Source organism: Nitrospina gracilis Nb-211 (assembly GCF_021845525.1).
Lineage (GTDB): Bacteria > Nitrospinota > Nitrospinia > Nitrospinales > Nitrospinaceae > Nitrospina > Nitrospina gracilis_A.
Genome location: NZ_JAKJKD010000001.1, coordinates 1,408,975 through 1,433,893 on the forward strand (window position 1 = coordinate 1,408,975; position 24,919 = coordinate 1,433,893).

Below are 24,919 nucleotides of genomic sequence, written 5' to 3' on the forward strand. Positions count from 1 at the left end.
CGGCCGGCAACCTTCCAGCTAGACTTTTTCGAAGACGATGATGTGGTGCCCGTTGTCCCGGACGTGAGAAACCAGTTTGTGCCCGTCGTTCTGGACACTGCGCGGGACGTTTTCCGCCGGTTCGCCGTCGTCCAGAACCACTTCCAGCTTCTGTCCGGGTGACAGGCTTTCCAGCTTGAGTTTGGTCTTCACGTAATTTTGCGGACCTTTGACGCCTTTGAGGTCGATCTGCGCGTGCACGGCCTCCGCGGTGGTGGTGTTTCCATTACCGGCGGCGGATGCCTTCGCCTGCTCGGCGACTTCATCGGTGACGCGGATGCGCAGGGATTTCTCCGACTGCATCTTGTCGTATGCCTTGCGGCATTCGCCGATAAGCGTTTTCGATTCGTCGATCAGACCCTGCGCGAATTCCGGCTCGGCGGTTTCCGGATCTTTCTGGAAACGTTCGGCCACCCCGGCGTGGGTCTCGGATACGATGCCGGTCTCCACGATCAGCGACTCGAACTTTTTCATGGTCTCCAGGTTGTCCTCGAAGTCCATGCCCTCGGTCACCAGCAGGGCTTTCGCCGCCAAAGCCAGTGAACGGTTGGCCTGGCGCACGGAGTCGGCGATCAGTTGCTTCTCGAACGCGCGGGTGCTCTGGAACAGGGCGCGCTCCGCTTCGGACAACTGGTCGGTGATCATGTCGGATACGCCGCCGGCGCATTCGCCCTGGCCGCGGTCGTCCAGCGTGAATTTGTCCGTCGAGTGATAATCGACGTAAGACTGCGGCGACTCGGTGATGGACGGCAGGTCTTTGAGATCCTCCAGCAGTTCGGCAAAATAATCCTTGCCGACGCGGTCGAAGAACTGCGGGAAGGTTTCACCGTCTTTGCGGTCCTTCTTGTAAGCGTCGACGGTGCGCCGTGTTGCCAGGGGCACGTTCTTCGCAGGGATCTTGACGACGTGCTGGCTGAACCGCGCTCCGGTTTCCGTCACGTAACCGCCCAGCATCATTTCGTAATGCGGGGCGAGCACGCCGTTGACCTTTTTGGCACTGCCGGAAAACCCGATGTCCGCAATGTGATGCTGGCCGCAGGAGTTGGGGCAACCGCTGGCCTTGATCGACAAGGAATCCAGGTCGGTAGAACCGGTGTACAGGTTTTCGATATCCTCGGTGAGCTGGTTGATCAGCCCGCGCGAATGCGTGATGCCGAGGTTGCAGGTCTCCGAACCGGGGCAACAGGTCATGTCTTTCAACTCTTCCGTGCCCGCCTTGTGCTGGCCGATCTTCTTGAGTTCGCCGAAGATGTTGCCGAAGGCTTCCTTCTTCACCCACGGGATCATGATGTTCTGGTGCACCGTGTTCACCAGGCGGCCGCCGGCGAAGTCGTCGGTCATTTTGGCGATGGCGCGGGCGTGGTCGCTGGTCAGGTCGCCCAACTGCAACTTGATGTGCACGTTGTAAAACCCTTCCTGTCTCTGCGGGAAGGTGTTGCGCGCCGCCCAGTTCTGAAAGTCGGGGTCGCTGTCAAATTCCTGAGTCGGGGTGAAACCGGGAATGTTTGGAATCGCCTCATCGGGCACGTCGATTTCAGGAAACGTTTTGCCTTCGAGCTTGGCGAATTCCTCCTCCACGAGCTTTTTGGTTTTGTCGATGCCGTATTTGTCCAAAACATACTTGAACCGCGCCTTGTTGCGGTTCTGCTTGTTGCCGTGCTGGTCGAACACGCGGATCACCGCCTCGCAGGCACGCAGAAGGTCTTCCGCCGGAACGAAGTCCGAAAAATGCTGGGCGAGACGCGGGGACGAACCCAGGCCGCCGCCGATGATCATGCGGAAACCGCGGCGTCCATCGCGGATGACGCCGTTCAGGCCGATGTCATGAATGGGCGCGAGACTGCATCCGTTGCACCCGCCAACGCTGATTTTGAATTTGCGCGGCAGGTTCTGGGTGAGCGGATGGCGCAGCAAATACCGGGACACGGCGCGGGCGTAGGGCACCACGTCGAAGGTTTCTTCCTTGCAGGTACCGGCCTTGTGGCACGCGGTGACGTTGCGCACGGTGTTGCCGCAGGCTTCGCGGGTGGTGATGCCGTGGGCGGCCAGATCCTGCAGGCCCTGCGGCACGTCTTCCAGCGCCACGAAATGAAACTGAATGTCCTGCCGGGTGGTGACGTGCAGGATTTTATTGGAATATTTATCCGCGAAATCGGCCAGGCCGCGCAACTGGTCGGTGGTGTACCGGCCCAGAGGGAGCTTGGTGCGCACCATCTGCACGTGGCCGGTTTGACGTTGACCGTAAATGCCGTGTTGCAGGCGGAAGCGCTTGAAGTCTTCCTCGCCGACGTCGCCCCGTTCGAGGCGTTCCACTTCGGCGGCGAAATCTTCCAACTCCTGCACGATTTCCGGGGGGAGATTCAATGATTTTAAGTCCATAGCGAAAATCCAAAACTAAAGATGCACTGCTTTATGCGTTCGCCCGGGGGTAGGGCGGATGCGTCGACTGATGGGAGGGCGGCCAGCCTGTGAACGCACTGATTCTTTAATGTTTCCCGCACGTTCCATGCCGCCATTATGGATGCCATCATATAATAATTTGCCCTGAAAAAACAGGGGAATCGGTCAATAAAACTGTTATTTTGATGTTAGAAGTCGCAAATGCGTTTCCAATACTTTCAATATTTGACATAATTTTTTAGAATCAAAAACTTACCCCCGATGTGGGAATCCGAAACGGATGCCAAACTCCCCCGCATCGAAGGTGTTGATAGAAGGGGCCTTGATTGCACCATGCTGGACGCGGGTTTGACGTTTCTGAGCATTGCCGATTATTGGATATGGGCCAATTTTCTGGTGTACCTGTGCGTCTTCGCCGTGGCGCTGTACATCAATTACAACTTCAACACCATCATGGTGGGGGTGATTTATCTCCTGCCGTTGATCCCGTTTGGCCTGGAAGCGTCCAACGCGCCGCGCTTTCTCATGGTGTCGTTCCAGAACCTGGTGTTCGGGGTCATCGAGGTCGTGATCTTCGTTATCACCGTGAAGCCGCGCGACGCCACCTTCGACCGCGATCACATCAAGCAGTTGATCGGCCACGTCCTGCCGATCGCGGCGGCGTTGATCGGCCTGTCCTTCGTTGCCCGCATGAGCACGGTACCCATGTCGACTCTGGAACTCGGGCTGATCACCACGGTGTTTCTCGCGGGATCGGTCCTGCGGGTGCTGGCGGTGTACCAGTTGGGGGCGACGGCGTTCAAGTTCGACATTGTGTTCCGCGACGACCAGCAGTTGAAGACCACTCACCTGTACCGGTTCATACGCCACCCGTCCTACACGGCGATGATGGTCGTCATCCTCGCCTACGCGCTGAACACTCACCACCTGCTGGCGGGGATTCTGGGGATGCTGTCGGCGGCCTTCGGCTTCCAGTACCGTATCCATTATGAAGAAGAAGGCCTCAAGGAGCGGTTCGGTGAGGATTATCTGCGCTACCGCAGTCGCACCGGCATGTGGTTGCCCAGGCCGGGCAGGGTGAGGGATAGCAGTTAATGCGATGCAGTCATTCCTGCGGGAACCAGGTTTTCCAGTAGGGTTGCGTCGCTTCGCCTGTCTCCACGGGATTCTGAAACCACAGGGCGAGGCCGAACACGGCGCAGATGTACAGGTAGCTTGCGGTGTAGAACAGGGGTTTGCTGGCGTTTTTGCCTTTGAAGCGGGTGACGTCCGACCTGGCGGCGTTTTTTACGCGGTAAAAATTGGAGATGGCCATCAGCACGAACAACACCGTCGGGTTGTAATCGAACATGGCCATGAGGAACGCCGAGAGGGGCGCGATGCCCGCCATGGCCAGCAGTTTCACCGGGTGGTTGCCGGTGAGGTCGTCGAACGTGTTGAGCGCCGCCATGTAGCACACCAGGTAAAACAGGCCGGTGAGCCCGAGCCAGATGAAAAAGGCCAGGATGGTGGTGCCGCCGGTGATGTCTTCAATTCCCAGAACCATGGCGGAAGCATAGCAGGAGTCTTGGAAACGGGCAATCGGGAGCGAGGCGGATGACGGAGAAAAGACTCGAGTTCGGCCGGGAAGGGGAGGCGGCGGCGGTGCGTCACCTCAAAAAGCAGGGCTATCGCATCCTTGAAACGAACTACCGTTCCAGCGCCGGGGAGATCGATATCATCGGCGAACACAACCGGTCGCTGGTATTCATCGAGGTCAAAACCCGCGCCGGTTTGGAAAAGGGGCATCCCGCCGAGGCGCTGACCGCACACAAGCAGAGGAAGATCGGGCAGGTGGCAAAACAGTTTCTGACGCAGTACAGGGTGGCGGACCGCCCGTGCCGGTTTGATGTGGTTGCCATCACCGGAGACCCGGAAAATCCAAAAGGCTGGAAAATTGAGGTGATTCAGGACGCCTTTCGATTGTAGAATTGGGAGTAAAGATGAGACTCGTTTGTCTTTAATCGAACCGACAGCAAGGAGTATTTTGCGTGAATTCCATATTGAAGAAATTATCGAACCTGTTCGGGCCCGGCTCACGTGACAAAGAAGAAGCAAGCACCCCGGCGGCCACCGCTCCGCCCGCGCCCGGCACTCCGGCATCCAGCGAGCCGCCTCTCCGGCGGCGGGTCATTCAGGCTCCGGTTATCATGGAGCAGGATGAGGCCATCCGCAAATCCGACAAGGTGCTGATCAAGGCGGAACTTTCCGGTATGCGCGATGCGTTGAAGCTGATGGTCAATCGCCCGTTGTTCGACGGGTACTCGTGGTACTTTTCGTCGTTTGAAAGCGCCGCCGGTTCGCGTCTCGCGGAAGCGGTGTTCAGCGTGGACAAGGTGGAGACCCTGCTGGTGCAGGGATCGACCGCCACCGTCACCCGCACGGAAGCGGCGCACGTCGAGCAGTGGAAGGAGTTCGCCGAACAACTGGGGGCCGCCATGCGCGAGGCCATCCAATCCGGCGATCCGCTCATCTCCGACGAAATAAAAAAATCGATTCCGCCGGAAGACACCGTGCGCAGGAATATTGAGAAGGTCATCGACGGCGAGGTCAACCCGGGCGTGGCGGCGCACGGGGGCCTGATCGTGCTCAAAAAAGTCGAGGGCAACACCGTGCACATCGTCATGGGCGGCGGTTGCCAGGGATGCAGTGCGGCGGACCTGACCCTCAAGCAGGGCATTCACAACGCCTTCCGCAACGCGGTGCCTTATGTCGGCGCCATCCTGGACGAAACCGATCACGCCGCCGGCGCCAATCCCTATTTCTCCTGAGGTGACGTATGCCGAAACTGAATCGATTCCATATCAAGATCGAAACGGGGGAAGTAGGGACGCAACAGCCCGTCTATTTCACCATCAACAACCACAAGGTGCCCTTCGAGGAAACCAAGGGCGACGTGGGTCCGGGTCAGACGTTTGAAAGCGGGTTCGAGGTGTCGAGCTTCGCGCACTCCATGACCCTGGTCGGCCCGGAGCAGGGCAAGTGGGATATTCGGAAGATCAGGGTGGATTTCGATTGCGAAGGCACCCAGCCGTATTCCGTCACCTTCGGCCAGGTGGAGTTGGACGAAGCCACCGAGGTGAACATCTGGCACGACCCGCCACTTCCCACCTGGGACGTGTGAGGGGTTGGAGAAGACGTCACTGGGTTTTGGACTGGTCGCTTGTGACTTCCGCTACGTCGTTGGACCCCGGGAATACGCCACCCTGGAACTTACCGTGAAGGTCTCCCAGTAAAATATAGTTTTTGACTGTGGTCTCGAGGGGAATGAGGTGCTTCGAGGTCCAGAAGATCAACTCGCCGTCCTTGGTTTTGAAGACGTCCTTGGGGATCTTGATTTTGATGAGGTATTCGTTCTGCGGCAGGGAGGCGGCGCTGTTGCCCACCTGGTGTTTTTCTTTCTCGGTGTAGATGTATACCTGTATGGCCTTCATGCTTTTTTCGGGGATGGTGTTGATGAGGTACCCCTTTCCCTTTTCGACCTTTCCGTACACCTCGTTGCGGAAATTGTAGAACGCGGCCAGAATGTCGTCGAAATAAATGCCTTCGGGGATGTCCTCGCGGCCCTGGTCTTCCTGCTTCCTGTTCACATACTCCATCCAGAAGTGATTGCGGTTGTCGTAGTCGAGGATGTGGTTGGTCTCCTCCACCCGGTCGCCGACGATGACCTGACGGATGAAACGGCAGGTTCTGACCCGGTTGCCGTCATCGATGAGATCGAACTTGGAATGGTAGAAGTGTTTGCGGTAGGCGGTGAAAAAACCGACAAAGCCCTTGGTCTCCGCCAGCAGGGTGGCATGGTAGGCGTTGCCTTCTTTGTAGAATTTGACCTCCACCGAGGCGGCATTGGCGAAAAAGAGGAAGTCCACTTCCCATTTCAGCACCTCGCCGTTGAAGCGGCGGATGTCGCCCTGCGGGCTGTACCGGCTGTACTCGCCCTGGGTGTTGATGATATGCCGGATATCCCCGGAGGGTGCGGCGAAAAGCGGCAGGTTGGCGCCGAACCATTCCACGGCCACCAGAAAGCCCGTGCAGGCTAAAAACAGGAACCCGTTCAGAAACAATATTTTTAAATGAGGACAGCGATGAAGGAATCTCATGGGCAAGGACTTGAAATCAGCGTACAGTTGAATACAATATAGTTGAAATTCGCGGATCGAAATATCTTAAACCATAATGCCCCATGGCATATAACTGTTTTTTTATAGATTTGTCACCATGAGCACGGAAACCTTACCAGAAACCATACCCGAAACCCTTCCGGAATCGCCCGGTACCGTTGTTACGCCGGAAATGCGAAGCCGCACCGGCTACATGCCGTTGTATCGGGTGATCATGTGGGATGACGACGTCACCACCATGGAATTTGTCATTCGCATGTTGTTTAAGGTGTTTGGCAAGGATTATAAAACGGCGGAACGGTTGATGCTGGAAGTGCATTACACCGGAAGTGCGCATGTGGACACCCTGCCTCTGGAACGGGCGGAGTTCAAGGTCGACCAGGTCCACAAGGCCGCGGCGCTTGAAAATTATCCTTTCCGCTGTTCCATCGAGCCGCTTTAACGGCTCGATTCCAGGCAGCCGTCTGTTTCTTCCCCTCAGCCCCGTTTGTCCAGCGGCACATAATCGTGGCTGGTTTTGCCCTGGTAGATCTGGCGGGGCCGCCCGATGCGGAAATCCTTGTCCCCCTGCAATTCCACCCAGTGGGCGATCCAGCCGGGAAGCCGCCCGATGGCGAACATCACCGGAAACATGTTGACCGGGATGCGGAGCGCCTTGTAAATGATGCCTGAATAAAAGTCCACGTTCGGGTACAGTTTCTTCGAGATGAAGTAATCGTCCTTAAGCGCGATCTCCTCCAGTTGCAGGGCGATGTCCAGCAGAGGCTCCTGGACCTTCAGTTTCGCCAGCACCTCGTGCGCCATCTGCTTGATGATCTTGGAACGCGGGTCGAAATTCTTGTACACCCGGTGGCCGAAACCGAACAGGCGCGAGGCTCCTTCCTGGTTGGGTTTTTTCGCCTGCTCCACATACTTTTTGACATCTCCGCCCTCGTCCTGGATTTTCTGAAGCATCTCCACCACGGCCTGGTTGGCGCCGCCGTGCAGGGGGCCCCACAGCGCGTAGATGCCCGCCGACACCGACGAGTACAGGTTGCACCGCGAACTGCCGACGAGGCGCACCGTGCTGGTCGAGCAGTTCTGTTCGTGATCGGCGTGGAGCATGAGAAGCACGTCCAGCGCCTTGGCCGCAACCGGGTTCACCTCGTACGGCTCGCAGGGGGTGGCGAACATCATGTTGAGGAAGTTTTCGGGGTAGTTCAGGTGATTCTGCGGGTACATGAACGGCTGTCCCATCGACTTCTTGTAACTGTAGGCGGCGATGGTCGGGAACTTCGCCAGCAGACGGTGGATGGTGATCTCGATCTCGCGCGCCGTCTGGTTGTTGAACTGGTCCTGGTAAAACGTGGCCAGCGCTCCCACCACCGCACTGCACACCGCCATCGGGTGCGGATTGTTGGGAAACCCGTCGTACAGCTTTTTGATCGACTCGTGCACCATCGAGTGGTGCGTGACGTGGTACTGGAAATAATCCAGCTCCGACCGGTTCGGCAGGTGCCCATATATCAGCAGGAAGGCGGTCTCGATGAAATTGCTTTTCTCCGCCAACTGCTCGATGGGAATGCCCCGGTAAAGCAGAATGCCTTTTTCCCCGTCAAGAAAGGTGATGTCACTCTGACAACTGCCCGTGCTGACGTAGCCGGGATCGAAAGTGATGTAGCCCGTGGTGGGCCGCAGCGTCGAGATGTCGATGGCTTTCTCGCCGCAGGTTCCTTCAATAATGGGCAATTCGTAAGTGGTTCCATTCAGCACAAGCTGGGCGGTTTCGGTCATGTTTCCTCTCCCTGAATTGACGTGGAATGTGGCTCCATTCTTTCCGTTCCCCGGCGGTAAGTGTATTATAGCGTGATTTGTCCGCCTGTTTTAAATGGTGCCTGAAAACCATGACCGATGCCAACAACAAAAATTCAGGGAACCTGCTTCTGTACATGATCCTCACCGGGGTCGTTCTCGGTGTGTTGTGCGGTTGGGTCTTCGGCCCCAGGATGCATGTGGTGGAGTGGATCGGCGAGATGTTCCTGAATGCCCTCACGATGATGGTCATCCCTCTGGTGCTGTCCTCGCTGGTGGTGGGCATTGCCGGATTGGGCGATATATCGAAAGTCGGCAAAACCGGAGTCATCACGCTGGTGTATTTTCTGACGACCACTGCCTTTTCGGTGTTCATCGGCCTCATTGTGGTGAACCTCATGCAGCCGGGTGTGGGCATGGAGATGACGATAGACCCGGCGGCGGAGCCATCCGTAAAAGAAGTCGACGGCATCACCGACCTCTTTCTCAGCTTTGTCACGCCCAACCTGATCCAGTCCATGGCCACCATGGACATTCTGCCCCTCATCGTTTTCTCGCTGGTCTTCGGCGGCGTGTTGACCACCCTGGGCGAGCGCGGTCGGAAGGTGATCGACTTTTTCGACGTGGTCAACGAGGCGGTGATGAAAATGGTGCACCTCATTCTGTACGCCGCGCCGTTCGGTATCTTTGCGCTCATCGCTTCCAAGCTGGGCGCGGCGGGCGGCGGCGACCAGTTTGTGGCGGAACTCATGAAAATCGGCAAATTCGCCTTCACCGTGCTCTTTGGTTTGCTTGTCCACGCCGTTGTGGTTCTACCCTTGATCCTGATGATGGTGACCCGACGCAACCCGTGGAGATATTTCAAAAATGCCCTGCAGGCGTTGACCACGGCGCTTTCCACCGCCAGCAGTTCCGCCACCCTGCCGGTGACCATCGAGTGTGCGGAAGAATACAACCGGGTGTCGCGCCGGGTTTCATTATTTGTGTTGCCCATTGGGGCGACGGTCAATATGGACGGCACGGCGCTGTACGAATCGGTGGCCGCCATCTTCATTGCGCAGATGCTGGGGATCGAGCTGACACTCACCCAACAGATGATCATATTTCTCACCGCGTCGCTGGCGGCCATCGGGGCGGCGGGCATCCCGGAAGCGGGACTGGTGACGATGGTGATGGTGCTTCAATCGGTGGGCCTGCCGACGGAGGGCATCGGCATGTTGCTTGCCATCGACTGGTTTCTGGACCGCTTTCGCACGGCGGTCAACGTATGGGGCGACTCCATCGGGTGCGCCGTGGTCGATGAGCTGGAAACCAAATACGTGGAAGGAGGGTAGCTCCGTGGAATGGATTATTTGTGCATTGATGGGTGTGCTGGTGGGAGTGCTGTCTTCTCTGAGCGGGCTCGGTGGAGGCTTCCTCGTGGTGCCGCTTTTGATCTACCTCGGCCACAAGGCGCATTTGGCCGTGGGGACCTCGTTCATGGTGATCCTGATGATCGCCGCGTCGTCCCTCGTCGCCCACGGCCGCCTGGGCAACGTGGATTTCAAGATGGGCCTGATGCTGGCCCTGGGCGGTGTGGCGGGCGCGCAGGTGGGTCCGCTCATCCTGAAACAGATTCCCGACGCGTACTTCAAAATGGGATTTGCCGCGGTGCTGATCGGCATCGGCGTTTGGATGATGGTCACCGCACTCCGCAGTACCGCCGCCTGAGGCCGACTTCCAAAAACGGCCGCCCCCGCAGGACCGCGGTCAGCCTGCCGCCTCGTCGGTCCGTTCCCCGCGCACCAATCGCGCCGCAAAGGGGCCTTCGCCCAGTTTGTTGATCCAGTTCGAGCGGCCTTTGATGAGGTTGTACATCATCGCCCGGTCGCCATTGACCGTATCCGTCCAAGTGACGTCGGCACAGTCCGGCTCAAACACCGGCGGCAGGTGAATCATGTCGCCACCCTTGGCTTTGAGCTGGTAGCTTTTGTCAAAGATGGTTTTGATGTCTTCCAGCCGGCATACCCGCCAATCTTCGAACCCCGCGAATTTTTCCTGATTGAGCTGTTCCGCGTACTCCTTGCATTGTTCCAGATTGCGCCAGCGCCCAAGCAGTTGCCGGGTGTCCTTTTTCAGCCAGGTGAGACCCGTCTGGCTGTCGGTCACGGTATCGTTGCCATTGTCTATGAATCTCGAATCAGACATGATTGCCTCTGATTTAGGTTTCCAGTTGGTTTGCTTTTATTCACGCCAATTATAGCAAATTCCGGAGGCGTACCGGGAGGGCCGGAGCAGGTGGGGGTTGAAATCAGAGTCAACGCCCGGTGCTGAAATGCAATCCCTGAAAGTGGTATTTGAGCTGCGGCGGAAACCGGATTTCAAACACGCCGTCTTCCAGCGGCGGGGCGTACGAGTCCGCGATCATCACGTTGTAGTCGAAGGGACTCTCCGTGCAGTCGCGGAAAAAACACCAGCGCAGGTGAATGGGGAAACGCAGGTCGCGCTTCAATATGATGCCCAGGATGTTGGGCCCGCTGAAAAAAAATTGCAGGACGTATCGCCGATGGTTGATCTGAAACGTCTCCCGCAAAGGCAGGACGGTCAGGTCCACCGGGTTGGTGACGGGGATGGCTTTTTGCGGAAACTTTTTTATGGAAACCGGCTCGAACGGAAACGCATAAAGCGGCCAGGCGAGGTGCCAGATCAAAATCAGGATTGCGAGTCGGCCGGCATGATTGAAGGGAAGAACAAGGTGTTGCTTCATGTCATCAGGGGATGTGGCAGGGTTGAAGGTCTCCGGAAATGAACGAAAAAAAAGCCGATAGAATAAAATATTCTATCGGCTTTTTGATCACTCAGGTCTTGGGCATGACGCCCGAAACATGGATGACGATTACTTCAGGGTTTTGTGATAATCGCCACAAATTTCGTTCGGGATCAGGATTTCCTTCATGAAGCCATCGCGGGTCTGACCCATCTGCTTGCGGTACTGGTCAGAGGAGTTGTCACCCTGACAGTCTCCGGCAACGAGGCCGTGAACCTGGGCTTCTTCAACCGTCTTGGCGGCTTTCCAGGACTGATCGGTCTGCGAGGAACCGAACTGCTGGTAAACATCCACACCGGTATTCGGGTTGACATGCATGACGTTGCGGGACGCGTTGTTCAGTGCGCTGGTGAGAGCACGGTCTTTGGCGCCGATCTCCACCATGGTTTTGCCAACGCCCATTACGCTCTGGTCCACCGGAACGTTTGCACCCGGCAACAACTCATCCGCCATGGCGGAGGTAGCGCCGAAAGTGAGGACCGTCGCAAAGCTGATTGCTACCATCAAAACTTGTTTTTTCATTATTCGTCTCCCCATAGTTAAATTAACGAAGTGATGTTAATTTCCAACGATATAGATAGCCAGTTTTGAAGGCGATGATTTTGTGGTTTCGGGAGACGGGAAAGCCCCAAATTTTCCCACCTTTCCGGATGATTCGGCCAAAATGTATAATCTTGAAGGGTATTTGTCAACAGAAAACGCCCCGACCCCTTTCATCGCTTTGCCGACCCCCGGCTGGAAGCTTTCCGGGGTCTCGGCGCAACCTGAATAAAATATAACAATTCAACAGTTTAAACCAGTACAAAAACATGGTATCAAAGATGGAATTATCGGTTTAAACAATTTCTGAAACGTGGTTCAATAAAGCAGGGAGTGGAAAGCGCGGGCAGGGCAGTGAGTCCTACCGCTTTCATTTACCTGCTTTTTTATTTTCACTTTTAATGCGAATCCATGGATAAGCGGTATTTCACTATAGAAGAAGCCAACGCTGTCGTCCCCGATCTCTTGGAGATCGTGCCTAAACTTCAAATCCTGCACGCCAAGTTGACCAAAGAGTTTCCCGACGTCCGCAATGCCTGGGAGAAGGCCCGGTATGGGGGCGGCAGTATGCAGGGGGCGGATTACCTGGCCGTGGCGCTGATGACCAACCGGTTGATCAACGAGCTGGAATCCAAGGGATGCGTCATCAAGGGCATCGAGCGGGGTTTGGTGGATTTTCCCGCGATGCGTGACGGGAAGGAGGTGTACCTTTGCTGGAAAAACCCGGAGACGGAAATCAAGTACTGGCACGACCTCGATACCGGGTTCGCCGGACGCCAGCCGCTCTGAGGGATTGAACGGGAATTGAATCAGGATCGCTTGCGCGTGGCGGTGGGCGCGCTCACCAGTTTGCGGACCTGACGCACCAACTCTGCGTTGCCGACAATCGCCGTCCCTTCTTCAATGCTGGCCTTCCGTCCGTTGAAGTTTTCAAACGCGCCTCCGGCTTCCCTGGCCAGAATCTTGATCGGTGCGTAGTCCCAAACGAACGCCAGCGGGTCCACCATGACATCCAGTACGCCGCGAATGGCCATCATGTGGCCGAAGGCGTCCGGATACGTCCGCACCAGGGCGGCCTGCTTGTGCAGGGCCTGTAGAAGCCGCATCCGTTTGGTATCACGAAAGCAATAGGCGTCCGCCGTGCCCACGGTGGCCTGCGACAATTTCGATTCGGCGGAAACCTGCAGGCGTTGTCCTTCGCACCACGCGCCTTCCCCTTGTACCGCCCAGGCGGTTTCCTTGAGCGCGGGCAGGCAGAGGATGCCCATCGCCGGTTCCCCCCGGTGCAACAGAGACAGCAAAACGGAAAATAAAGGCAGGCCGCGTACGAAAGAACGGGTGCCGTCGATGGGGTCCACCGTCCACACCCACTCGCGGGTGGGGTCGATGTTGCCGAATTCCTCGCCAATGATGCCGTGATCCGGAAACGCTTTTTGAATGTTGCGGCGAAGCATTTCCTCGGCTTTTCTGTCGGCGATGGTCACCGGGCTCTGATCCGATTTCAGGTCCACCGCCACGTCGTTGCGGAACCATTTCATGATTTCGCGGTTCACCGGTTTGAGCCAGGAAAGGGCCGCGTCCTTGGCTTGAAGGAGATCCTTGCTGTGAGAGGTCATGGGGTGATTTTCCTATATCTGGTGGGATTTGTTGTCTGCATATCAAAGGCTTGCGCGAGGCTTCCGGACCCCGCCGCCGGGCAGAAATCGTTTGATTTAAAGCGGTGATAAACTATAATCGCTGTTTCGATTTGAGTTCACGTCCAACCTTTGGGTCTATATACATCATATGAGTGATAAAAACCTGGTCATCGCTGTCATCGCTTGTTTTGCCGTAGCCATTGCCTTTTTTCTGGTCATTGTCTGGGAAATCAACAAATCCATCAAATTCGATCGCAAAGTCCGCACGGAACAGGCCCAGCAAAAACAAATCACCATCGAGGACAATCGCGACTTCAGCATTTATGAAACCCTTGTCGGCGACGATGGCCGGGAGATGGTTCTGGTCCCCGAAGGCGTGTTCTCCCGGGGTTCCAACGACGGCGACTTCGATGAAAAGCCTCCTCAGGAAGTGTATCTCGATGCGTTTTACGTGGACAAATATGAAGTCTCCGTCGAAGCTTACAACAAATTCCGCAAGGCGGCCAATTATGTTGAAGCCAGCGTTCCGTTTTTTGAAGGCGAACACGAACTGCTCAAGCACCCCAACGTGCCGCAGGTGGGCGTCAGCTGGTACGATGCGACCAACTACTGCACCTGGGCCGGCAAACGGCTTTTGACCGAAGCGGAATGGGAGAAGGCCGCGCGTGGAACTCACGGCCTGGCATACCCGTGGGGGAACGAGATGTTGCCTCGCCGTGCAAACATCCACGGCACCGCGGACGGCTATCAGTACCTCTCCCCGATCGGCAGTTTTCCCATGGGACGCAGTGTGTACGGTGTGTACGACATGGCCGGCAACGTGTCCGAATGGGTGGAAGACTGGTACGATCAGTTTTATTATCAGGAAGCGCCGATGATGAATCCCACCGGTCCCGAGGATAAAAAGAACCGGGTGTTCCGCGGCGGCTCGTGGGACTCGACTAAGGTCGACGTACGGGCGGCGAAACGCTTTGCCGCCACCCCCGGCCGCAAGGACAGCGTGGTCGGATTCCGCTGTGGCAAGTCGGTGGAAAAATAATCCCGGTCCACAAACCTAACCATTCCTCCGTTTGAGGGGGCAGGCACACCCTTGAGACCGTCCCGTTTCAGAATCTGGATTTTCGCGTTTTTCTTCGTCTCCGGGTTCACGGGTCTCATCTATGAGGTCGTCTGGACCCGCCTCCTGACCCAGGTTCTGGGCAACACGCATTACTCCATCGCCACGGTGCTGACCACGTTCATGGCGGGGCTGGCGCTCGGCAGTTACCTGGGCGGCCGCTGGGTGGACCGGCATGGCGAGCCGCTCGTTCTCTATGCCGTGCTGGAAGGCATCATCGGCATCTTCTGTTTCCTGATTCCGTACCTCATCGATCTTGGCCTGCCGCTGTTCAAATGGATCTACAGTCATTTCCGCGACGACTACATGCTGGCCAGCCTGCTTCGGTTTGGCGTGTGTGCGGTGATTCTCATCGTCCCGGCCTCATTCATGGGGGCGACGCTTCCGGTGCTGGGCAAATTTGTCTCCGACGATGAGGAAGGCATCGGGCGGGACGTCGGCACTCTCTACGCGATGAACACCTTCGGTGCGGTGGTGGGGGCGTTTGCCAGCGCCTTCGTGTTCATGCGTGCCTTCGGCATCAGCGCCACCATCTGGATCGCCGCGGCGCTCAACCTCACCATCGCCGCCATCATTCTGCTGTCCGTTCGCGGCGAAGGGCGGTTGGCCTCCTTGCTCACCAAAGAACCACCGTCTGTTCCATCCTCGACGGAGGCATCCTCTTCCACAGCGTCGTCGCCGTTCACGCCGGAGCTGTGGGCGGTGCTCATCTGCTTCGGCCTGTCGGGCGTGGCGGCGTTGATCTACCAGGTGGCATGGAACCGCATCTTCTCCCTTTTGCTCGGCTCGTCGGTGTATGCCTTCAGCCTCATCCTCACCACATTCATTCTGGGTCTTGCTCTGGGCACGGTGGTGTTCGCCCGGCTGGTGAACCGCCTCAAGGACATGAAGGTGACGTTCGGTGCGTTGCAGGTGGCCATCGGTTTTTCGGCGCTGGTGGCACTTCCGTTTTTCGGCGACGTGCCGCTGTTCAACCGCTGGGTGTATTTGAACTGGAACCTGAATTTCGCCACGGTGCAGTGGGCTAATTTTCTCATCATCTTTGCCATCATCTTCGTGCCCACGTTCTGCATGGGCGCGCAGTTTCCGGTGGTGGTGCGCATGGTGGCCAAACGGCTGGAGACCCTGGGGCGGAACGTCGGGTCCGCCTACGCATCGAACACGGTGGGAACCATCTTCGGCTCGTTCATCGGCGGCTTTCTTTTGATCCCGTGGCTCGGCATCCAGAACACGATCCTCACTGCGGTCATCCTGAATATGTTGCTGGGCGGTTATCTTTTGGCGACGTCGCCCGGCCTGTCGCTCAACTTCAAAACATACATCCTGCCGGGTGTGCTGGTGCTGTTCGTGCTGGGCGCGCAGGACATCCGCGCCTGGGACCGCGCGGTGATTTCCAGCGGATCGTACATTCCGTACCGTCTGGATGACCTCGACACCGCACTCGGCGACCGCAACAAGATTCTCTTTTACGAAGAAGGCATCCACACCACGGTGACCACGGAGCTGGGGCGAAACGGCAACATCTTCCTGCGCGTCAATGGCAAGACCGATGCGTCTCTGGCGATGGACATGCGCACGCAGTTGCTCTCCGGCTACCTGCCGATGCTGTTCAATAAACCGCGCGAACAGGTGCTGGTGATCGGGCAGGGGAGCGGTGTGACACTGGGAGCGGTGGAACAATTCCCGGCGAAGGAAATCGACCTCGTCGAAATCTCGCCCGCCGTCATAGAAGGAAGCCGTTTTTTCGAACCGTTCAACCACCACGCACTGGAAGACAAGCGGGTGAACCTCATCCTGCAGGACGGACGCAACCACATCACGCTCACCGACAAGAAGTACGACGTCATCATCTCCGAGCCGTCGAACCCGTGGATCTCCGGCATCGGCGCGCTGTTCACCGTCGATTTTTTCCGGCTGGTGGAACAGCGGCTCAATCCCGGCGGCATCGTCTGCATCTGGACCCATACCAACATGTCGCCGGATAATTTCAAGTCCATCGCCCGCTCCTTTCACGAAGTGTTTCCGTTTGTGACGGTGTGGGAGTCCATCGTCGGCGACGATTATCTGCTGATCGGCTCCAAGGAAAACTACACGCTCCCTTATGAAGAGGCGCGGCGCATCCTGGACGATCCCGTTACCGGCAAGGATTTGAAACGCCTCGGCATCGAAGGTGTGCGCGACCTGATGGGCCTGCTCATCATGCGGCAGGACACATTGACCGATTTTATCGGCGATGCCCCCCTGCACACCGACGACAACTCGTTGCTGGAATTTGGCGCACCGGAATACATTTACAAGGATGAGCGGCACCTGATCGTGCGTCAGTTGACGCCCCACTTCAGGACGTATCCGGACTTTGTGAGTTTCAGCAGTCTGCCGCCGGCGGAACAGGATGCAGTGCGGCGGGGCTTGTCCGGTTTGGACCGGAGCGAGGTGCAGGTGAAGGGCATCAAGCGCAAGGCGCAGATCGACCAGTACCTCGACCAGGCGGTGGCGGCGGTCGAACGCGGAGCGTTCGAGCAGGCGGCGAATTTCTATTTCAAAATTCTGGAGATCGACCCCGAACACATTTTGACGTTGCTCAATCTTGGAAATATTTATCGCGAAATCCGTGAGTACGCCAAAGCGGAAGAGGCGTACCGCAAAGCCATTCAGATAAATCCTTACTATGTGTACGGGTTTATGGAGCTGGGTCGCCTCGCCCTTCTGCGGGGCGATACCCAGGCGGCGCTTTCAACCTTGAAGGAAGCGCAAAAGCTGGTGCCCGACGATCCCCAGGTGGAGCGGCTGATCGAGCTTGCACGCACACAATCCAACCCGGCGTCCTGATCCGGATGTCGCGGAATCTGCAAATAGCGTTTTGGGTTGGTGTCCACTCAAGGTACAATATCATCCTTCAATTGAATTCGTATTTGTCACCGGAAAGTTAAATGCCAAAAAAAGTCAAAGTCGTTTACGTTCTCTGCTGTATCTTCATCTTCATCGGGTTTGTGTATATGAGCATCAAAACCCAGATCCGCGAGAGCAAGGCCCGCCAGCAGGAACAGAGCCAGCAGATCCAGAAACGCGAGCAAGAGAAAAAAGTGGAGCAGGCCAAGCGGTTCGAGGTCATGAAACGGCTCGATCTGTTGAAAGAACACGTCACCAACGGCAAATTGAAAGAAGCGGAGGAACTGGCGAAGGAGTTGAACGGGGAGGACCCGACGAACCCCGAAGTGTTCACCTGGTGGGGCATCACGCTGGTGAAGTTCGAACGCCTGGATGAGGCGGTGGATAAGTTCATCCAATCGGCTCAGATCAACCCGAACTCCGCGCGCACCTACATTTACTGGGGCCTCACGCTGGAGATGAAAGGCAAGCACCGGGAAGCCATCGATAAATACGAAAACGCCCTTCTTTTGGAACCCGAAAACAGCAGTGCCTACGCATACTGGGGAGCCTCTCTGGCAAAGATGGGCAAGCACGATCTGGCGATTGCCAAGCTTATGGAAGCCATTCAGTTCAATAAGTACAACGAAACGGCTTACGGCGTGCTGGTCGATTCCCTGTACCACCAAGGCCAGTACGCAAAGGCCTGGGAGATTGTGAAACGCGCCCGCGACGCGAAGGTGAAAATCCAGCAGGATTCCATCGACCGCCTCGCCGCCGTACTGCCTGAACCCGCCTGATGCCATTTCCTCGGAGTGGAGCTTGCGCCCGGTCATTCTGATTTTTTCTTTACTTCAATACTGCAGGGCCGCCCGAAATCCCGGTCTGGGTGCGAGCCTGGTTTGGGCCGGACTGGTCCTGGTTTTTTTGGGACCGGCTGCGGTGCATGCCGCCTCCAACAATGTTGCGGCATTGCCTGTTGCCCCGACTCTGTACGTCTCTCAAGAGATGAACGCGGTCGAGGCACTCCCCGTTGCCCCCTCCCTGCGTTCTCCACGCAAGATGGAGGTCTTGAGCGGGGAACCCACGCTCCACGCGCAAAAGTTGCTTCCCGACGGCGAAGCGATTCCACCCAGGTCGAAAAAAAAGAAACCCACCGGCGAGGAACAACCCCTCGATCCCCGGCTCCTCAATGACGCCGCTCCTACCGGCGACCCGTTTTCCGATCCGTTCGGCGATGAGGTGTACGAGGAAGATCCGTTCGAAAAGAAAGAGCCGGATATCCCGCCGTTGAGCGATCCGCTCGAGGGATTCAACCGATCGATGTACACATTCAACGACACGGTTTATGAATACGCCCTGCGTCCGGTGGCCGAGGTGTACCGCGATTACGTGAACGAAGAGTTCCGCATCGCTCTGCGCAATCTATACAATGTGTTCCTCGCGCCGGCGAAGTTTGTCAGTTGCGTGGTGCAGTTTAAATTCAAAAAGGCGGGCATCGTGCTGGTGCGCACCGTCATGAACGTTCCCCTGGGGTGGGGCGGCATGCTGGATGTCGCCGGACAGGAATACGGCATTGTGGAAGTGGACGAGGATTTCGGGCAGGCGCTGGGATACTGGTATGTTCCTCCCGGCCCCTACATCATGCTTCCGTTTCTGGGGCCCTCCACCGCGCGCGACACCGTGGGCACCGTCGTGGACACACTGCTCAATCCCCTGTTCTGGCTGATTCCCAATGCAGAGGTGGGGACGCCGGTGACCGCGGGCCGGGCCATCAACGACACGTCGTTCATCATCGAGGACAAAAAAGCGCTGGATGAAAGCGCCATCGACCCATACGAAAGCGTGCGCGATTTCTATCACCAGATCCGCGAAAAGAAAATCCGCGAATAGCGGAGTGTCTCCGCACCCCATCAGGCCGCCGCGCACCCGGGGTGCCTCCGGCCTCGTTTCCTGCATCCTTCCAATCCCAAATTCCGGCTTTCACCCCTTTCGCCTTTCCGGTATGCTTGCCTCATGAAATATTCCATTTTGGCGATGTTGTCATGACCACACCTGCACATACCAACCGGTTGAAGAATGAAACCAGTCCGTACCTCCAGCAACACGCGCACAATCCCGTGGACTGGTATCCGTGGGGACCGGAAGCGCTGGAAAAAGCGAAACGCGAGGACAAACCGATCTTCTTGAGCATCGGTTATTCCTCCTGCCACTGGTGCCATGTGATGGCGCACGAGTCGTTCGAAAACGAAGAGACGGCAAAGCTCATGAACGAGCTGTTCGTCAACATCAAGGTGGACCGCGAGGAGCGGCCGGACATCGACGCCATCTACATGAAGTCGGTGATCGCGCTCACCGGTCACGGCGGCTGGCCGATGAGCGTCTTCCTCACGCCACAGCAGGAGCCATACCTCGGCGGCACGTACTATCCGCCGGAACCGAAGTTCAACCGCCCCGGTTTCCCGCAGATCCTCCAGCAGGCGGCGGACATCTACCGTAACCAGAAAGACCGCATGAAATCGGTGAGCGCGCGGCTGATGGAAAAACTCACCACGCCGCCGCCGATCCCGCAAGGGCAGGGCGCGGGAGCCGATGCGCTCATTCCGCAGGCGGTGGAGTTGATGAAGGAAAAGTTCGACGAGACCTACGGCGGCTTTGGCTCCGGCATGAAGTTTCCCGAACCCATGCTGTACACGCTCCTGCTTCGCCACTGGCAGAAGCGCGAGGACAACGACTCCATCCTGATGGCTGACAAGAGCCTGACAAAGATGGCCGAGGGCGGCATGTACGATCAGCTGGGCGGCGGGTTTCACCGTTACTCCACCGACCGCAAATGGCTGGTGCCGCATTTTGAAAAAATGCTGTACGACAACGCGCTTCTGGCGCGGCTGTTCGTTGAGATGGCGCAGGCCACGAAACAGGAAATCTACGAACGCATCGCCCGCGAGGTATTCCATTACATTGGCCGCGAAATGACGTCGCCCGAAGGCGCGTTCTATTCCAGTCAAGACGCGGACACCGACGCCGGGGAAGGGCACTTTTTCACGTGGACCTTGAAGGAAGTACTGGACCTGCTGGGGCCGCGCCACGCCAAAGTGTTTGCCCGCGTGTATGGCATAACGGCTACGGGCAACTTTGAAAAGCGCAACGTCCTGCACGTCGCCGAGACGATGGAGAAGGTGTCGGATGCCGAAGGCGTGCCGATCTTTGAAGTCGATCACATCATACGAAATGGCAGGCAGACCCTGCTGGAAGCGCGGGCCAGGCGGCAGAACCCGGGCCGTGACAACAAAATCCTCACCGGCTGGAATGGCATGATGATCACTGCCTTCGCCGCAGGCGCCGCGGCGTTCCGCGACCGCGTGTACCGCGATCATGCGGTTAAAGCCGCGCGGTTTTTATGGGACACGATGTGGAAGGACGGCAACCTGTTCCGCGTATACAAGGACGGGCAGGTGCGCGTGGACGGATGCCTGGAGGACTACGCATGGTTTGTGGAAGCCCTGCTCGGCGTGTTCGAAGCCACGGGCGAAGTGGAATGGATCGACAAGGCGCAGGCGGTGGCCGATGCGTTGATCGAACAATTCTGGGATAAGAAAGACGGCGGCTTTTTCATGACCGGGGCGGGACAGGAACAACTGATCACGCGCCTCAAGAATCCGGAGGACGAAGCCATTCCCTCGGCCAACGGCGTGGCCGCGTTGGCGCTGGCGAGGCTGGGCCGCCTGACAGGTAAGGATGTGTACTTTGAAAAAGGACGCGACACCGTGCGTGCGTTCACCGACCGCATCGAGCACCGCCCCACCGCGTACACGAGCCTGCTCGCGGCAATGGATTTCATCGAGTCTCTGCCGATGGAGGTGACGATCTCCGGGCCGGAGGACGATCCACAATATGGCAAGTTGATGGAAGCGGTGTACGCCGACTACCGTCCGGATAAACTGGTGGTGCGCTACTCAGGCGAGGCGGTGGTCCGGCGCGTGCCATGGGCGGAGGGACGCGGCCCCGTGTCCGGCAAACCGACGGTGTATGTGTGCCGGCAGGGCACGTGTTACCCGCCGGTGCACGACGCCGAGGTATTGATGAACCAGATGGGCCGCCCGCCGCACATCAAGCTCAATATCTTCGACGAAGAAAAGAGCATGAAGGACTTGGAGTCGAAGGAGCAGGCCAATTTCCTGAACGCCATGAACAACATCTTCAAACACTCCGGCCTGGGCAGGAAATAAAACGCCTGCCTTTCATTCCCCCGCAGTTTCCCTGCCCACAGGGGCGCATCTCGGCGACTTCCTGATCAATGCATGTCGATTGCGAGATCGATGATGTCCAGTACAAGGTGCGTGGTCCTGTGGATCAACAGCACCTTGTCATCGATGACCACGCGCTCGGTATCAGGGTGGGGCGCCGGCAATTGGCGGACCAAATCGCCCGGAAGGACGCGTTTCTCCAGGCCGGGCGGCAGGGTCTGGCGTTTGGCCAGTCCCGGCGGCAGTTGCTGTTTCTTCGCCAGTCCGGGCGGCATGCCTTTCCCCTTACCCTTTCCCTTGCGGCCTTTGCCGGAGTAAGAGACATCCACGGTGCGGATGTAATCGGGGTGATGCTGGAAATAGTCTTCGATCACGTGACGCGTCGCGGCGTCGAACACGATGTGGGCCACGTCATGGCTGTCGAGGTCCCGGCCCACGGTGGAATGGACTTTTTGTGGATGCCCCTGATGCCTGCCGTGGTCGTGCTGCAAAAACGGAAAAATGTGATGGCATCCCGCAAACCCCGTCAGGGCCGCAAACCAGAAAGCCATCATGAGTCCAAGACGTTTGTGGGAACAGAATTTTGTTTGGCCTTCCGGGCTCTTCGCACTCCGATTCATTCGGCGCTTCTCCTCTGTCAATGTATTGGGGCTGGGGGACGCTTCATGCTGGCCCCCGATATCTTTAATGGTGGCCTTTGTGCTTGCCGTGGCCGCGATGTCCATGATCGTGATGATCGTGGTGTACCCAATGCCAAATATGGTGGCATCCTGAAAAAAGCGTCATGGCAGTGAACAACAGGGCCAGCAACAGGCCATGGCGTTTGTGGGAACGAAACCCCGTGCTCTGCTCCGAATCCGTTCGATTCCAATTCATGTCGTCTCTCCTGATCTGTGATTGTGTTGATTTTCGGACAGGGCCTTTTTTGTAAAGGTAAAACAAAATCAATGATTTACCAAACAGGAAATTGAGAGGAACTGGATTTTGCGGAGTTAGAAGGAGCGGCGCGGTGGGGTGGGCGGCGGCCAGCTTACCACTTATAAAAATTCCCGCTCGTACACGTGGTACCCGGCAGGAGTGAGACCGAGTTTGCTATAGACGCTCTGGCCGTTGCGGTTTCTTTCCTCGACGTACAGGCGGATGCCACGCACATCCGGTTCCTTGCGGGCGAGGGATTCGATGTGCTGATACAGTTTGCGGAACACACCCTGTTTGCGATAATCGGGATGTACGTAAACGCTCTGCAACCACCACAACGTGCCGTTCCGCCAGTCGCTCCACTCGTAGGTGATCATCGCCTGGCCGATGACCTGTCCCTCGATTTCAGCAACGAAGTAACGGCATATCTCCGGCCGGGCGAGTCCTGCCTGAACGCCCTTCAAAACCGTCTGCGTGTGCAGGCATTTCGATTCCGTTTCATTCGCCATGGCGCGGTTGTATTTGGTGATGATCAATGCGTCTTCGCGGCGTCCCTGGCGGATGGTGACGGTCTCAGGCATTTTCTTCTTTCGCGGCGTGCAGGCAGGCGACGAGGTTGTCGAGCATCTCCTGAATTTTGGCTTTAGTCTTTTCGCTGGTCAACTCGCCGTCGTCGTAGTCGGCGTACGTCGTGTACACGTGCGGTTGCACGGTGGTGACGTGCGATTCGAACGCGAGGATGCGTGCCAGATCGCCCAGCGACATGTACGAAGCTTTGCCTCCGGCCTGGCCCAGAATGCCCGCCCACTTTTTTTCCATCGCCGACGAATGGATGTCGATGAAGTTTTTGAGCGGGCCCGACACCGAGTAGCAGTACACGGGCATGCCGAAGATGAACCCCTGCGCGTCGGCCAGCTTCTTGTGCACCGCCTGTGTGTTCTCGTTGTATTCGCGGAGCGGACGCGAGTCGCAGAACTGCATTTCGAGATCGCGCAGGTCGATGATCTCGTTCGCAACGCCGCGCTTGTCCAACTCGCGTTTGGTGGCGGCGATGAGTTGTGCCGTGTTGGAATCGGGATTGAGGCTTCCCTGGATCAGTATGATTTTAGGCATGGGCGGGTCCTTTATAAAGTGAAGGGATCACAATTCCGTCAATACCTGTTGGATGCGCTCGAGCGCCCAATCGATTTCTTCTTTTTGAATGACCAAAGGCGGCGCGATGCGCAACACGTTCTCGTGCGTTTCCTTGCACAGCACACCCCGTTGCGCCAACGCCTCACAGAAACGACGCGCTCCTCCGGCCGATGGTTTGAGTTCGATGCCGATCATCAGGCCGCGCCCGCGCACTTCCTTCACGTGCGGCGAGTCGATGGCGCGCAGTTTCTCCAGCGCATAACCGCCCACGCGCGCGGCGTTGTCGATCAGGTTTTCCTCGACCAGCACCTTGAGCGCGGCGCGCGCTACGGCGCAGGCCAGCGGATTGCCGCCGAAAGTGCTTCCGTGATCGCCGGGTTTGAACACGCCCAGCACCTCGCGGTTGCTCAAGACGGCGGAGATGGGATAGAACCCGCCGGAGAGCGCCTTGCCGACGAGGGTGAGGTCGGCCTCGATGCCTTCGTGCTCCTCGGCGAACAATTTGCCCGTCCGGCCGAGTCCCGTCTGGATCTCATCGAGGATGAGCATGACGTTGTGCCGGTCGCACAATTCGCGCGCGGCTTGCAGATAGCCGCCGGGGGGGATGATGACGCCGCCTTCGCCCTGGATGGGCTCGACCAGAAACCCGACGGTGTTCGGGGTGATGGCCCGCTCCAGCGCCTCGGCGTCGCCGAACGGGATCAGTTTGAAACCCGGTGTAAACGGGGCGTAGCCCCGGCGGTACTGTTCCTCTGAGCTGAAGCCGACAATGGTCAGTGTGCGCCCGTGGAAATTGTTGATGCAGACGATGATCTCCGCCTGGCCTTCCGGCACGCCTTTCACCTCGTAACCCCACTTGCGGACGGCCTTGATGGCCGACTCCACCGCCTCGGCGCCGCTGTTCATGGGGAGGACGGAGTGGGAGCGGGTGAGCGAACAGATTTCATCGTAAAACGGCCCCAACTGGTCGTTGCGGAAAGCGCGGGAGACGAGCGTCAGCTTGCGGGCCTGGTCGATCATCGCCTCGAGAATCTTCGGGTGGCAGTGGCCCTGATTGACGGCGGAATAGGCGGCCAGGCAGTCCATGTAGCGGTTGCCTTCCACATCCCACACCCAGATGCCCTCGCCACGGTTCAACACCACATCGAGAGGGTTGTAATTTCTGGCCCCGTATCGGTTTTCGAGCTGGATAAAATCTTGAGTTTTCATAGAGTTAGGCGCATTTCGTGTTGAAATTCAATTTGTCCCAGTTTATCATGGGA

26 protein-coding genes are annotated in these 24,919 nt (G+C 57.5%); 13 read left to right on the top strand and 13 right to left on the bottom strand.

The window, feature by feature from the left end; translation table 11 throughout:
- Nucleotides 1-18: 18 nt before the first annotated feature.
- On the bottom strand, nt 19-2,418 hold the full coding sequence (locus J2S31_RS06650) for a sulfurtransferase TusA family protein (protein WP_237098296.1): 2,400 nt from the start codon (nt 2,416-2,418) through the stop codon (nt 19-21).
- 354 nt (nt 2,419-2,772) lie between these two features.
- On the opposite strand from J2S31_RS06650, the gene J2S31_RS06655 reads away from it, so the two are divergent.
- Nucleotides 2,773-3,534 (top strand): methyltransferase family protein, encoded by a 762-nt coding sequence (locus tag J2S31_RS06655; RefSeq protein WP_237098297.1) that lies wholly within the window; start codon nt 2,773-2,775, stop codon nt 3,532-3,534.
- A gap of 10 nt (nt 3,535-3,544) precedes the next feature.
- Here the strand turns inward: J2S31_RS06655 and J2S31_RS06660 are convergent, their stop codons facing one another.
- Nucleotides 3,545-3,985 carry a hypothetical protein gene (locus J2S31_RS06660; RefSeq protein ID WP_237098298.1) on the bottom strand — a complete coding sequence of 147 codons (441 nt, stop codon included), beginning with the start codon at nt 3,983-3,985 and terminating at the stop codon, nt 3,545-3,547.
- Between the two features lie 50 nt (nt 3,986-4,035).
- On the opposite strand from J2S31_RS06660, the gene J2S31_RS06665 reads away from it, so the two are divergent.
- The 3 genes from J2S31_RS06665 (at nt 4,036) to J2S31_RS06675 (ending at nt 5,602) form a co-directional block, all read left to right on the top strand.
- The gene (locus J2S31_RS06665; RefSeq protein ID WP_237098299.1) at nt 4,036-4,407 is read left to right on the top strand and encodes a YraN family protein; all 372 of its coding nucleotides are present in this window, start codon (nt 4,036-4,038) and stop codon (nt 4,405-4,407) included.
- Nucleotides 4,408-4,469: 62 nt separating this feature from the next.
- Nucleotides 4,470-5,249, top strand: coding sequence for a NifU family protein (locus tag J2S31_RS06670; RefSeq protein ID WP_237098300.1), 780 nt, complete (start codon nt 4,470-4,472; stop codon nt 5,247-5,249).
- An 8-nt stretch (nt 5,250-5,257) separates the two neighbouring features.
- Complete coding sequence (locus J2S31_RS06675) at nt 5,258-5,602, top strand: helicase (RefSeq protein WP_237098301.1); 345 nt, start codon at nt 5,258-5,260, stop codon at nt 5,600-5,602.
- A gap of 16 nt (nt 5,603-5,618) precedes the next feature.
- Here J2S31_RS06675 and J2S31_RS06680 read toward each other — a convergent pair whose 3' ends face one another.
- Nucleotides 5,619-6,578: a DUF3108 domain-containing protein gene (locus J2S31_RS06680; protein WP_237098302.1), complete on the bottom strand. Its 960-nt coding sequence runs from the start codon at nt 6,576-6,578 to the stop codon at nt 5,619-5,621.
- A 118-nt stretch (nt 6,579-6,696) separates the two neighbouring features.
- On the opposite strand from J2S31_RS06680, the gene J2S31_RS06685 reads away from it, so the two are divergent.
- Nucleotides 6,697-7,041 carry an ATP-dependent Clp protease adaptor ClpS gene (locus J2S31_RS06685; protein WP_237098303.1) on the top strand — a complete coding sequence of 115 codons (345 nt, stop codon included), beginning with the start codon at nt 6,697-6,699 and terminating at the stop codon, nt 7,039-7,041.
- 35 nt (nt 7,042-7,076) lie between these two features.
- Here J2S31_RS06685 and J2S31_RS06690 read toward each other — a convergent pair whose 3' ends face one another.
- On the bottom strand, nt 7,077-8,372 hold the full coding sequence (locus tag J2S31_RS06690; RefSeq protein WP_237098304.1) for a citrate synthase: 1,296 nt from the start codon (nt 8,370-8,372) through the stop codon (nt 7,077-7,079).
- Nucleotides 8,373-8,482: 110 nt separating this feature from the next.
- On the opposite strand from J2S31_RS06690, the gene J2S31_RS06695 reads away from it, so the two are divergent.
- On the top strand, nt 8,483-9,724 hold the full coding sequence (locus J2S31_RS06695) for a dicarboxylate/amino acid:cation symporter (RefSeq protein WP_237098305.1): 1,242 nt from the start codon (nt 8,483-8,485) through the stop codon (nt 9,722-9,724).
- A 4-nt stretch (nt 9,725-9,728) separates the two neighbouring features.
- Entirely contained in the window at nt 9,729-10,100 is a 372-nt protein-coding gene (locus tag J2S31_RS06700) for a TSUP family transporter (protein ID WP_237098306.1), read from the top strand.
- A 39-nt stretch (nt 10,101-10,139) separates the two neighbouring features.
- Here J2S31_RS06700 and J2S31_RS06705 read toward each other — a convergent pair whose 3' ends face one another.
- From J2S31_RS06705 to J2S31_RS06715, 3 genes are all read right to left on the bottom strand, one after another.
- Nucleotides 10,140-10,577 carry an Lcl C-terminal domain-containing protein gene (locus J2S31_RS06705; protein WP_237098307.1) on the bottom strand — a complete coding sequence of 146 codons (438 nt, stop codon included), beginning with the start codon at nt 10,575-10,577 and terminating at the stop codon, nt 10,140-10,142.
- A gap of 109 nt (nt 10,578-10,686) precedes the next feature.
- Nucleotides 10,687-11,136, bottom strand: coding sequence for a hypothetical protein (locus J2S31_RS06710; protein WP_237098308.1), 450 nt, complete (start codon nt 11,134-11,136; stop codon nt 10,687-10,689).
- A gap of 129 nt (nt 11,137-11,265) precedes the next feature.
- Nucleotides 11,266-11,718, bottom strand: coding sequence for a hypothetical protein (locus tag J2S31_RS06715; protein WP_237098309.1), 453 nt, complete (start codon nt 11,716-11,718; stop codon nt 11,266-11,268).
- A gap of 429 nt (nt 11,719-12,147) precedes the next feature.
- On the opposite strand from J2S31_RS06715, the gene J2S31_RS06720 reads away from it, so the two are divergent.
- Nucleotides 12,148-12,525 (top strand): DUF2203 domain-containing protein, encoded by a 378-nt coding sequence (locus tag J2S31_RS06720; RefSeq protein WP_237098310.1) that lies wholly within the window; start codon nt 12,148-12,150, stop codon nt 12,523-12,525.
- 20 nt (nt 12,526-12,545) lie between these two features.
- Here J2S31_RS06720 and J2S31_RS06725 read toward each other — a convergent pair whose 3' ends face one another.
- Nucleotides 12,546-13,352, bottom strand: coding sequence for an inositol monophosphatase family protein (locus J2S31_RS06725; protein ID WP_237098311.1), 807 nt, complete (start codon nt 13,350-13,352; stop codon nt 12,546-12,548).
- Nucleotides 13,353-13,521: 169 nt separating this feature from the next.
- On the opposite strand from J2S31_RS06725, the gene J2S31_RS06730 reads away from it, so the two are divergent.
- The 5 genes from J2S31_RS06730 (at nt 13,522) to J2S31_RS06750 (ending at nt 21,587) form a co-directional block, all read left to right on the top strand.
- Entirely contained in the window at nt 13,522-14,412 is an 891-nt protein-coding gene (locus J2S31_RS06730) for a formylglycine-generating enzyme family protein (RefSeq protein WP_237098312.1), read from the top strand.
- A gap of 51 nt (nt 14,413-14,463) precedes the next feature.
- Complete coding sequence (locus J2S31_RS06735; RefSeq protein ID WP_237098313.1) at nt 14,464-17,319, top strand: fused MFS/spermidine synthase; 2,856 nt, start codon at nt 14,464-14,466, stop codon at nt 17,317-17,319.
- A gap of 101 nt (nt 17,320-17,420) precedes the next feature.
- The gene (locus J2S31_RS06740; RefSeq protein WP_237098314.1) at nt 17,421-18,158 is read left to right on the top strand and encodes a tetratricopeptide repeat protein; all 738 of its coding nucleotides are present in this window, start codon (nt 17,421-17,423) and stop codon (nt 18,156-18,158) included.
- A 142-nt stretch (nt 18,159-18,300) separates the two neighbouring features.
- Nucleotides 18,301-19,251: an MlaA family lipoprotein gene (locus J2S31_RS06745; RefSeq protein WP_237098315.1), complete on the top strand. Its 951-nt coding sequence runs from the start codon at nt 18,301-18,303 to the stop codon at nt 19,249-19,251.
- 152 nt (nt 19,252-19,403) lie between these two features.
- Nucleotides 19,404-21,587: a thioredoxin domain-containing protein gene (locus tag J2S31_RS06750; RefSeq protein WP_237098316.1), complete on the top strand. Its 2,184-nt coding sequence runs from the start codon at nt 19,404-19,406 to the stop codon at nt 21,585-21,587.
- A gap of 65 nt (nt 21,588-21,652) precedes the next feature.
- Here the strand turns inward: J2S31_RS06750 and J2S31_RS06755 are convergent, their stop codons facing one another.
- From J2S31_RS06755 to rocD, 5 genes are all read right to left on the bottom strand, one after another.
- A complete protein-coding gene (locus J2S31_RS06755) occupies nt 21,653-22,225 on the bottom strand; it encodes a hypothetical protein (protein ID WP_237098317.1) in 573 nt (190 codons plus the stop codon).
- 64 nt (nt 22,226-22,289) lie between these two features.
- Entirely contained in the window at nt 22,290-22,481 is a 192-nt protein-coding gene (locus tag J2S31_RS06760; RefSeq protein ID WP_237098318.1) for a hypothetical protein, read from the bottom strand.
- Between the two features lie 161 nt (nt 22,482-22,642).
- On the bottom strand, nt 22,643-23,104 hold the full coding sequence (locus J2S31_RS06765) for a GNAT family N-acetyltransferase (RefSeq protein ID WP_237098319.1): 462 nt from the start codon (nt 23,102-23,104) through the stop codon (nt 22,643-22,645).
- A complete protein-coding gene (locus J2S31_RS06770; RefSeq protein WP_237098320.1) occupies nt 23,097-23,636 on the bottom strand; it encodes an NADPH-dependent FMN reductase in 540 nt (179 codons plus the stop codon). The genes J2S31_RS06765 and J2S31_RS06770 overlap by 8 nt, the downstream gene beginning before the upstream one ends.
- Before the next feature lie 27 nt (nt 23,637-23,663).
- Nucleotides 23,664-24,866, bottom strand: a complete 1,203-nt coding sequence (rocD, locus tag J2S31_RS06775) for an ornithine--oxo-acid transaminase (protein ID WP_237098321.1) — start codon at nt 24,864-24,866, stop codon at nt 23,664-23,666.
- Nucleotides 24,867-24,919 lie beyond the last annotated feature (53 nt).

Excerpts from the sequence above, each read along its gene's own strand:
- J2S31_RS06720 (WP_237098310.1), top strand. The coding sequence starts at position 12,148 with ATGGATAAGCGGTATTTCACTATAGAAGAAGCCAACGCTGTCGTCCCC.
- J2S31_RS06685 (WP_237098303.1), top strand. The coding sequence starts at position 6,697 with ATGAGCACGGAAACCTTACCAGAAACCATACCCGAAACCCTTCCGGAA.
- J2S31_RS06760 (WP_237098318.1), bottom strand. The coding sequence starts at position 22,481 with ATGAATTGGAATCGAACGGATTCGGAGCAGAGCACGGGGTTTCGTTCC.
- J2S31_RS06715 (WP_237098309.1), bottom strand. The coding sequence starts at position 11,718 with ATGAAAAAACAAGTTTTGATGGTAGCAATCAGCTTTGCGACGGTCCTC.
- J2S31_RS06705 (WP_237098307.1), bottom strand. The coding sequence starts at position 10,577 with ATGTCTGATTCGAGATTCATAGACAATGGCAACGATACCGTGACCGAC.
- J2S31_RS06650 (WP_237098296.1), bottom strand. The coding sequence starts at position 2,418 with ATGGACTTAAAATCATTGAATCTCCCCCCGGAAATCGTGCAGGAGTTG.
- J2S31_RS06660 (WP_237098298.1), bottom strand. The coding sequence starts at position 3,985 with ATGGTTCTGGGAATTGAAGACATCACCGGCGGCACCACCATCCTGGCC.
- rocD (WP_237098321.1), bottom strand. The coding sequence starts at position 24,866 with ATGAAAACTCAAGATTTTATCCAGCTCGAAAACCGATACGGGGCCAGA.
- J2S31_RS06690 (WP_237098304.1), bottom strand. The coding sequence starts at position 8,372 with ATGACCGAAACCGCCCAGCTTGTGCTGAATGGAACCACTTACGAATTG.
- J2S31_RS06755 (WP_237098317.1), bottom strand. The coding sequence starts at position 22,225 with ATGAATCGGAGTGCGAAGAGCCCGGAAGGCCAAACAAAATTCTGTTCC.
- J2S31_RS06725 (WP_237098311.1), bottom strand. The coding sequence starts at position 13,352 with ATGACCTCTCACAGCAAGGATCTCCTTCAAGCCAAGGACGCGGCCCTT.
- J2S31_RS06710 (WP_237098308.1), bottom strand. The coding sequence starts at position 11,136 with ATGAAGCAACACCTTGTTCTTCCCTTCAATCATGCCGGCCGACTCGCA.
- J2S31_RS06770 (WP_237098320.1), bottom strand. The coding sequence starts at position 23,636 with ATGCCTAAAATCATACTGATCCAGGGAAGCCTCAATCCCGATTCCAAC.
- J2S31_RS06680 (WP_237098302.1), bottom strand. The coding sequence starts at position 6,578 with ATGAGATTCCTTCATCGCTGTCCTCATTTAAAAATATTGTTTCTGAAC.
- J2S31_RS06750 (WP_237098316.1), top strand. The coding sequence starts at position 19,404 with ATGACCACACCTGCACATACCAACCGGTTGAAGAATGAAACCAGTCCG.
- J2S31_RS06665 (WP_237098299.1), top strand. The coding sequence starts at position 4,036 with ATGACGGAGAAAAGACTCGAGTTCGGCCGGGAAGGGGAGGCGGCGGCG.
- J2S31_RS06740 (WP_237098314.1), top strand. The coding sequence starts at position 17,421 with ATGCCAAAAAAAGTCAAAGTCGTTTACGTTCTCTGCTGTATCTTCATC.
- J2S31_RS06675 (WP_237098301.1), top strand. The coding sequence starts at position 5,258 with ATGCCGAAACTGAATCGATTCCATATCAAGATCGAAACGGGGGAAGTA.
- J2S31_RS06695 (WP_237098305.1), top strand. The coding sequence starts at position 8,483 with ATGACCGATGCCAACAACAAAAATTCAGGGAACCTGCTTCTGTACATG.
- J2S31_RS06730 (WP_237098312.1), top strand. The coding sequence starts at position 13,522 with ATGAGTGATAAAAACCTGGTCATCGCTGTCATCGCTTGTTTTGCCGTA.
- J2S31_RS06765 (WP_237098319.1), bottom strand. The coding sequence starts at position 23,104 with ATGCCTGAGACCGTCACCATCCGCCAGGGACGCCGCGAAGACGCATTG.
- J2S31_RS06655 (WP_237098297.1), top strand. The coding sequence starts at position 2,773 with ATGCTGGACGCGGGTTTGACGTTTCTGAGCATTGCCGATTATTGGATA.